At 70.2% G+C, this 7,217-nt stretch carries 8 protein-coding genes; all 8 read left to right on the forward strand.

The window, feature by feature from the left end:
• The first annotated feature begins 72 nt into the window (after positions 1-72).
• The 8 genes from IE290_RS37415 to IE290_RS37450 are packed head-to-tail and all read left to right on the forward strand — an operon-like array spanning position 73 to position 7,060.
• The gene (locus IE290_RS37415; RefSeq protein WP_191249498.1) at positions 73-372 is read left to right on the forward strand and encodes a terminase small subunit; all 300 of its coding nucleotides are present in this window, start codon (positions 73-75) and stop codon (positions 370-372) included.
• Positions 350-1,873, forward strand: coding sequence for a terminase large subunit domain-containing protein (locus tag IE290_RS37420; protein ID WP_191249499.1), 1,524 nt, complete (start codon positions 350-352; stop codon positions 1,871-1,873). Before IE290_RS37415 ends, IE290_RS37420 begins: the two co-directional genes overlap by 23 nt.
• Positions 1,874-1,922: 49 nt before the next feature.
• Positions 1,923-4,919, forward strand: coding sequence for a phage portal protein (locus tag IE290_RS37425; protein ID WP_191249500.1), 2,997 nt, complete (start codon positions 1,923-1,925; stop codon positions 4,917-4,919).
• Positions 4,916-5,284 carry a hypothetical protein gene (locus IE290_RS37430; RefSeq protein ID WP_152870730.1) on the forward strand — a complete coding sequence of 123 codons (369 nt, stop codon included), beginning with the start codon at positions 4,916-4,918 and terminating at the stop codon, positions 5,282-5,284. The genes IE290_RS37425 and IE290_RS37430 overlap by 4 nt, the downstream gene beginning before the upstream one ends.
• A gap of 14 nt (positions 5,285-5,298) precedes the next feature.
• Positions 5,299-5,901 carry a phage gp6-like head-tail connector protein gene (locus IE290_RS37435; RefSeq protein ID WP_191249501.1) on the forward strand — a complete coding sequence of 201 codons (603 nt, stop codon included), beginning with the start codon at positions 5,299-5,301 and terminating at the stop codon, positions 5,899-5,901.
• A 4-nt stretch (positions 5,902-5,905) separates the two neighbouring features.
• Complete coding sequence (locus IE290_RS37440; protein ID WP_152870742.1) at positions 5,906-6,313, forward strand: hypothetical protein; 408 nt, start codon at positions 5,906-5,908, stop codon at positions 6,311-6,313.
• The gene (locus IE290_RS37445; protein ID WP_152870743.1) at positions 6,313-6,720 is read left to right on the forward strand and encodes a hypothetical protein; all 408 of its coding nucleotides are present in this window, start codon (positions 6,313-6,315) and stop codon (positions 6,718-6,720) included. Before IE290_RS37440 ends, IE290_RS37445 begins: the two co-directional genes overlap by 1 nt.
• 22 nt (positions 6,721-6,742) lie before the next feature.
• Complete coding sequence (locus tag IE290_RS37450; RefSeq protein ID WP_152870745.1) at positions 6,743-7,060, forward strand: hypothetical protein; 318 nt, start codon at positions 6,743-6,745, stop codon at positions 7,058-7,060.
• Positions 7,061-7,217 lie beyond the last annotated feature (157 nt).

Raw genomic sequence — 7,217 nt, forward strand, 5'->3', positions numbered from 1 at the left:
GTCGCGCCGATGGCCGCGGGTTTGGCCGGAACGTCAGCGGTTCGAGCGATCATGGTGCGGAGGGGTGAGGGGATGAAGCTTTCGGAGGTGCTGAGCAGGTCGCTCGCCGCGGTGACGCTGCGGCCGGAGGACGAGGCCGCGGCCGCGCTCGCGCGGCGCTACGCGGACGTGCTGGACAGCGAGCCGGACGCGCTGGTGAAGGTCGGGCCGCTGCTGCTGGCCTGCCTGGAATCGCTGGGCATGACGGCGAAGGGCCGGGCGGTGGTGCTCGGGAAGGGTGGACAACGTGGTGACGGCGGCGGCAAGCAGCGGTCGGCGCTCGACGAACTCCGGGCGAAGCGCGAAACGCGTGCTCGGAAGAACGGAACCTAGGCTCTGGACACCGCCGCTGCGGCGGCTCACCGCGCGCACGTCGTACGGGTTCGACGTGGTCGAGTTCGCCGACACGGTGCTGGGCATGCCGTTGGACCCGTGGGAGCGGTGGCTGGTGATCCACGCCGGCGAGCTACTGCCCGACGGGCGGCCGCGGTTCCGCAAGGTGCTGGTGATCGTCGCGCGGCAGAACGGCAAGACGCACGTGCTCGTTGTGCTGTCGCTGTTCTGGCTGTTCGTCGAGGCCGTGCCGCTCGTGCTCGGCACCAGCACGAACCTGGGCTACGCGAAGGAGTCCTGGCAGAAGGCCGTCGACCTCGCCGAGAGCCACGAGGAGCTGGCGCCACTGGTCGCGACCGTGCGCAAGGCCGCCGGGGAAGAGGCGTTGGTGACCGCCGAGCGCGCCCGGTACCGCATCGCCGCGGCGAACCGGCGCGGCGGCCGGTCGCTGACGATCCACCGGCTGATCCTCGACGAACTGCGCGAACACGACTCCTGGGACGCGTGGAACGCCGCCTACAACGCGATGAACGCCGTGTCGACGGCACAGGCGTTCGCGATCACCAACCAGGGCGACGCGAGCGCGGTGGTGCTGGAGTCGCTGCGCTCGGCGGCGATCGAGCGCGTGAACGGCGTCGAGCGGATCCGGCCGGACGGCGACCCGCAGCTAGGTCTGTTCGAGTGGAGCGCGCCGCCCGGATCCGAGGCCGACGACCCGCACGCGCTCGCGATGAGCAACCCGAACCTGGGCCGACGGATCGACCTCGACTCGCTGCTGGCCGACGCGCGGCGGGCCAAGGAGAACGGCGGCGACGAGCTGACGCAGTTCGAAACCGAGATCCTGTGCATGCGGGTGCCGAACCTGGATCCGGCAATCGACGGCGAGGCGTGGTCCGCCCCGTTCCCCGCCGGTTGCCTGGACCCGGGCGACCTCGCCGACGTGCGCTCGAACGTCGTGCTCACGTTCGACGTGTCGCTGGACCAGCAACACGCCGCGCTCGTCGCCGCCGCGCGGACCCCGGACGGGCGGGTCCGCGTCGAGCCGGTGCAGGCGTGGACCGACCTCGCCGCGTTCCGCCGCGAGCTGCCCGCGCTCGTGCGCAAGATCAAGCCGCGCAAGCTCGGATGGTTCCCGACCGGTCCGGCGGCCGCCGTGGCGGCCGAGCTGGTGAAGCGGAAGGGCTGGCCGCCGGCGGGGGTCGAGCTGGAAGAGATCCGTAGCGACGTGCCGGTGGTGTGCATGGGCTTCGCCGAGCAGGTCACCTCGCGGCAGATCGCTCACTCCGGCGACCCGCTGCTAGACGCGCAGGTGGAGGCCGCGGAGCGGCAGATGCGCGGCGACGCGTGGGTGTTCATCCGGCGCGGGGCGGTGCACGTCAATGCCGTGTACGCCGCGGCGGGCGCGGTGCACCTCGCGCGGACGTTGCCGGCGCCCGTCGGCAAACCGCGGATCGTTCGGCCGCGGAGGAAGCGGGGCGACGACACGCAGGCCGCCGCGTAACACATGAACAGCTGATCATCTGTGCAGGTGTTCATGTATCGTCGCGCTCGTGGGATGGCTGCGCACGCTGCTGAGATGGTCCGAGGCGCCCGGCTCGCCGAGCGCGCCCGAGCCGTCGGTGACGTTCTCCCACGACCTGCCCACCCCGGTAGACACGCTGGTCTCGGGGGCCTCGAAGTTCTCGAACACGCCGGTGACGCGGGCGCTCGCGCTGTCCGTCCCGGCCGTGCTGCGCGGCCGCAACCTGCTCTGCTCGATCGCCACGCTGCCGCTCGTCACCCGCGACAAGGACCGCATGCTCGTCCGGTCGCCGCTGCTGGAGCAGATCGACCCGAACGTGGCGAACGTCGTCACCCTGGCGCAGACGGTCGAAGATCTCGTGTTCGATGCGATCTCCTGGTGGCAGATCACCGACCGGCTCGCCGACGGGTTCCCGCGCTCGGCGGTGCACGTCGACGTCAAGACGGTGTCGCTGAACCCGCCACCGGGCGCACGCCAGCTGCGCACGCTGCCGTCTGGGCAGCAGCTTCCCGGCGGTGTGGTGTGGGTCAACGGCCAGCCGGTGCCGGGACAGGACATGATCCGGTTCGACTCGCCGAATCCGCCCCTCCTCGGCGCGGCGGCGCGGGCGATCCGGCGCGCGATCCTGTTCGACCGGGCGTCGTCGATGTACGCCAGCGACCCGCGGCCGCAGGACTACTTCACCCCGGCTGAGAACGCGGACCCGATCGAAGACGACGAGGTCGAGGAGATCCTGGACGACTGGGAGGCCGCGCGGCGCGAGCGGGCTACCGCCTACGTGCCGGCCGCCCTGAAGTACCAGACCGTCAACGCGCCCACGCCGGCCGAGCTGCAGCTGGTCGAGCTGAAGAAGGAAGCGACGATCGAGATCGCGAACGCGCTCGGTCTGGACGCCGAAGACCTGCAGGTGTCGACGACGTCGCGCACGTACGCGAACGCGACCGACCGGCGGCGCGACCGGATCAACGACGTGCTGGCCATGTACATGCGGGCCGTGACCGACCGGCTGTCGATGAACGACGTCACCCGCCGCGGTCAAAAGGTCGAGTTCAACCTGGACGACTACCTGAAGGCCAACGCGACCGAGCGGTGGAACACCTACCAGACCGGGCTCACCACGCGCGTGCTCACCGTGCCGGAGGTGCGCGAGATGGAGGGGCTGCCCGCCATTCCGGTCGAGGTTTCTCCGCGCCAGCAACAGACACCCGCGGCTGATCAGGGCCAGCCGCAGACCACCGAGGAGGCCGGGATGACCCGGACCGCGACGAGCGCGCAGTTCGCCGAGGACAGCAACCACGACGTGATCGCGTTCGCGATTCCCGTTGCCGATGCGAACTTCCGCGTCGACGTCGAGAAGCGCACCGTCTCCGGGCTGCTCGTGCCGTGGAACAAGGTCGCACGCTCGGGCTGGGCGAAGTACCGGTTCTCCAAGGACAGCCTGTCCTGGTCGGACACCAGCCGGGTGAAGCTCAACCTCGACCACAACCGTTCCGAGGCCATCGGCTACGCCGTGAAGCTCGAATCCACGGACAAGGGCCTGGAGGGCACGTTCAAGATCGCCCGCGGCGAGGACGGCGACAAGGCATTGATGAAGGCCGACGACAAGGTGCTGGACGGGTTCAGCATCGAGGCCGAGTTCAACGAGGACGGGTCCAGCTGGGGCGCCGACCCGAACGACGACATGGTGCGGCTGGTGTCCGACGCGCGGCTGGCCGGCGTGGCGCTGACCGCGTTCCCCGCATTCGACGACGCCCGGGTGTCGGGCGTCAAGGCATCACGGAAGGACAGCACGATGACGGACAAGCCCGACGGCCCGCAGGGGCAGCAGGGAACCGCGGTCGCCGGGCCGGACGCGGCGACCACCGCCGCGTTCACCGCCGCAGTCGAGGCGTTCACGAAGAACACCGGCACGCTCGCCGAGGCGATCTCGACGCTGGTCGAGGTCCAGCAGAACGGCAGCGAGGGACCCGCGATCGTCGACCCGACTCGCCCCAAGGCGCGGTTCTCGGTCACCGAGGAATCGCTGTACCGGTTCGACGGCTCCCGCGGCAAGCACGACTTCTCCACCGACATCATCGCGGGCGCGAAGGGCGACCACGAGGCGCTGAAGCGCGCGGAGCAGTGGATCCAGGAGAACTTCGCGTTCCCCGGCGGCGCCGACTTCGCGGTGAACCAGGCTGGCGTCAAGGCGCTGAACCCGGACATCAACCGGCCGGATCTGTACGTGGACCAGCTGGAGTACCCGACGCCGATCTGGGACGCGATCCGCAAGGGCACGATCGACGACAACACGCCGTTCGTGCTGCCCAAGTTCCAGTCCGCCTCGAACCTGGTGAACAACCACACCGAGGGCACCGAGCCGACGCCGGGCGCGTTCAGCACGACCACGCAGACCATTACGCCATCGGCGGTGTCGGGCAAGGTCGAGGTGACCCGGGAGGCGTGGGACCAGGGCGGGAACCCGCAGCTGTCCACGATCCTGTGGCGGCAGATGGTGCGCGAGTACAACGAGGCGCTGGAGGAGGCTTCCGCGGCGCTGCTGGAGAGCCTGACCGTCACCACCGTGACGCTCACCGCCGGTGCCGTCGACACCGCGCTGGCGCAGGAAGTGAAGGAGGCGCTGGCCGCGCTGCACTTCAGCCGTGGCGGGTTCCGGTTCCGTGATTTCAAGCTGGAGCAGGGGCTCTACACCGCGCTGGCCGCGGCGAAGGATGCCGACGGTCGGCCGCTGTTCCCCGTGCTCGGCGCGACCAACGCCGACGGCACGATGGGCCAGTTCTTCGGCTCCCTGGCGATCGGCGGTTTGGCCGGCGTTCCGGCGTGGGCGCTGCCGTTCGTCGACGGCGCCGCGAACGACTCCTACCTGTTCAACCGGGAGGACGTCCACGGCTGGGCCTCGAACCCGCAGCGGCTCGACTTCCAGTACCGCGTGGCGTTCGTCGACGTTGCCGTGTGGGGCTACAAGGCGCTGGCCTGCACCCGCACGGACGGCGTCCGCAAGATCACCTACGACAACGCGGCGTGATCTCGGTGAGCGAGGAGCTGGAGCGGCCGCCGACGAGCGGGCCGGGCTCGGGAGCGGCGGCGTGGCGCACCTACGCCGCCGCGCTCACCGGCTCGCCCGTCGAGGCGTGGGCGGAGCTGTCGCGCGACGAGGTGATTGCGCAGCTGGAGTCCGACGGCGTCGTGGCGGCGGGGCCGGAGGACGGCGGACCGGGCGCGGGTGCAGCGCCGGCCGCCCACAGCGCGCCCGAGGAGAGCGGGCGCAAGGACGGCGTCGCCCCGGTCGTCGAGGGGCCGGCCGGGGCGCGCCGTCCGCTGTGGATGGTGCCCACGGAAGACGGGATGGTGCCCGAGGTCGAGGTTCGGGCACGGCAGCGGCAGCGGTGAGGAGGTGAGCGGAGATGGCGTGGCAGCCTGATTACGCCAGCGCGGCGGAGCTGGCCGAGTACGTGCGTGGCGACGACACGGTGGACGGCGACGAGCTGGCGGTGGCCGTCTCCGCCGCCTCGCGCGCGATCGACGAGTTCACCCACCGGCAGTTCGGGCAGACCGAGACGACCGAGCAGCGGTTCTACACCGCGCGCTGGTCGGCGTACCGGGACACGTGGCTGGTGCGGATCGACGACGTCATGGTGGTCCCGACCGAGGTCGCCACCGACCCCGGAGACGACACCTGGACCGCGGTCGCCAACCCGCGGATGCTGCCGCGCAACGCGGCGGCCGAGGGCCGGCCGTGGACGGAACTGCAATTGCCGAGCACGATCGGCAGCATCGCCGTCGACGGCGTGCGTGTCACTGCTCGGTTCGGGTGGGCCGCGGTCCCGGCCACGATCAAGCAGGCGACGTTGCTGCAGGCGTCGCGTCTGTTCGCTCGGCGTGACTCGCCGTTCGGCGTGGCGGGCTCGCCCGACGTGGGATCCGAACTGCGGTTACTCGCCAAGCTCGACCCCGACGTTCAGGTGATGGTGGCCGCCTACCGCCGTGACCCGAAGCGGGTCGGGTGATCGCGTGAACATCGCGACCGTGATGGACGAGATGGGCGCGGCGCTCGCCACGATCGCCGGGCTGAACGTCTTTCCGTTCAGCGCCAACCGCATCACGCCGCCCGCGGTGATCGTCGGCTGGCCGGACCCGCTGACCTACGACGCCACGCTGCAGCGCGGCAAGGACCGGTTCACCCTTCCGCTCTACGTGGTGGTGGGCAAGGTCGAAGCCCGCTCGGCGCGGGACCGGCTGGCCGTCTACCTCGACGGGGCCGCGGCCGGGAGCGTCAAGGCCGCCCTGGAGCGCCACACCTTCACCACGTGCGACTCGGTGCGTGTGACCGAGGTTCGGGTGGACGCCGTGACCGTGGCCGGCGTCGAGTACCTGGGCGCGATCTTTCAGACCGATGTGATTGGACCGGGAGGTTCGTAATGGCCGTGCACGGCAAGAACGCCGTCGTGATGATCAACACGACGGACATCAGCGAGTACTGCAACTCGGTGGCGCCCAAGCGCTCCGCGGACTCGCACGACACCACGACGTTCGGCAAGACCGCCCACACCTACCAGGGCGGGCTGCTGGACGGCACCGTGTCTATCGAGGGGTTCTACGAGAGCGGCACCACCGGCCCGAAGACCGCGCTGGAGGGCGCGCTGGGCCAGACCGTGGACTTCGTCTACCGGCCGGAGGGCACCGGCTCGGGCAAGCCCCAGCAGTCCGGCGACGCCGTGGTCACCTCCTACGAGGAGACGACCCCAGTCGCGGACATGATCACGTTCAAGGCTGAGCTGCAGCTCTCGGACACCTTCGCCCTCACCACCCAGCCCACCACCCCCTGACCGAGAAAAGGAACTCTCCACAATGGACAAGTCTGCACTGCTCAAACCGCGGCTGGCCGAGCGGGACGTGGAAGTCCCGGGCGTGGGCACCGTGCGGGTCCGCAGCCTCTCCCGGGCCGAGGCGCTGTCGCTCAAGGGCAAGGAGATGTCCGCGGGCAAGATGGAACGCACCCTGCTCGCGCTGGCGATGGTCAACCCCGCGCTCACCGAGGACGAGGTCAAGCAGTGGCAGGACGCCGCACCGGCCGGGGAGCTCAACGCGGTGCAGGACGCGATCCTGGAGCTGTCCGGCATGAAGAAGGAGGCCGCCAAAAGCGATCTGGCTGGAGATGCAGAGTGAGGACTCCGATCTGGAGTTCGAGTTCTACCTGGCCGATCGCCTAGGCCGTACGGTCGCCGAGCTGCGCGAGTCCCTGTCTCAGGACGAGTACGTGGCGTGGACCGTCTACTTCGGCCGGAAGGCGCAGCGGAACGAACTGGCGATGAAAACGGCGAAA

The sequence above is a fragment of the Amycolatopsis deserti genome (assembly GCF_014653945.1).
In the GTDB taxonomy this organism is placed as follows: domain Bacteria; phylum Actinomycetota; class Actinomycetes; order Mycobacteriales; family Pseudonocardiaceae; genus Amycolatopsis_E; species Amycolatopsis_E deserti.